Raw genomic sequence first — 1126 nt, 5'->3', positions numbered from 1 at the left:
TTTTGCTTCTTCTAATGTATAAAATAATTCAGTATCTATTCCAGTAAATGAACTATTTGTTATTAATAAATATCTTTTTTCCATAATTTAATTCCTCCTATTTTTTTTACCTAATGCTCAATGTTCATCAGTAATTTCATTGTGTGTAGGGATATATTTATTTTGTTTATCACATTTAAAGCAATAACCTCAATATCTTTTTTTAAGACAACTATTCTTTTTCATCTTTACCTCCTTATTATTAATTTTGGTAATTGTTGGTATATTAACTACAATGTTCTACAATTTGTAGTTGTTTGTATAGTTAAAACGCCATATAATTACATTTCTTCATCCGCACCATTTCAGGTCAAAGCGTTCAGTTTTTAAAATAAATTCACTCGCACCTTGAAGAACCTAATGCTAATCGCAAATTTATTTATAAAGTGACCATCTCTATTTTTATTGTGGTTTGATGTTGACCCCGCACTTATCACCACTATCGCTTATTAAAGCGTCTATTATTTCCAGACTGATTACTGTTGGGTTAGACCACCAAAATATCTATTAAATTGTTAGATTGTTTTTCAAATAAAAAAACAACCCTTTAACAAGAGTTGCTTTTTTCCTACTTCATCCTTTATTCTACACTTTCATAATCATTTTTATAATTCGGAATTCGATGTTTTTTAGAATAAATTATCATACAGTATTCTTTATCTTGATAAATATGATTATTAGTTGGCATTGGATTTGTTTTGTTTCAAAGAATAAAATCATAAAGCATTTCTTTTTTACGAACTCAATCTAAATAATCAATAATTTGTTGTCTATTCATTCAAATTAACATAAATTTATTTTTTGAAATTCGATAAAACTCATCTAAATAAGTATTTATATCAAATGAATTATGTAAATTATTATCATAGATAGCATTAATATATTTATTTATGCTTTTGGTTATATTGCTTTTTTCATTTATTTGTTCGTTTTCTCTTTTTGATAAATTATATAAATAGGGCGGATCAGTTAATATTAAATCAACGCTATCGTTTTCTAATGTCTTTATAAATTCCAAAGCATCTCCAGTTAATATTAAATCAACGCTATCGTTTTCTAATGTCTTTATAAATTCCAAAGCATCTCC

The 1126-nt window shown here is 25.5% G+C and carries 2 protein-coding genes; both read right to left on the bottom strand.

Features of this window, described 5'->3' with window-relative positions:
- Positions 1-87: 87 nt before the first annotated feature.
- Positions 88-225 (bottom strand): hypothetical protein, encoded by a 138-nt coding sequence (locus C6B38_RS09990; RefSeq protein ID WP_162475870.1) that lies wholly within the window; start codon positions 223-225, stop codon positions 88-90.
- 394 nt (positions 226-619) lie between these two features.
- On the bottom strand, positions 620-1126 hold a 507-nt coding region (locus tag C6B38_RS09985; RefSeq protein ID WP_199558586.1), incomplete at its 5' end, for a DNA methyltransferase.

This window comes from Spiroplasma sp. ChiS (assembly GCF_002968355.1).
GTDB classification, from domain to species: Bacteria; Bacillota_I; Bacilli_A; order Mycoplasmatales; family Mycoplasmataceae; genus Spiroplasma; species Spiroplasma citri.
This window is presented reverse-complemented; position numbering and strand designations above follow the sequence as displayed.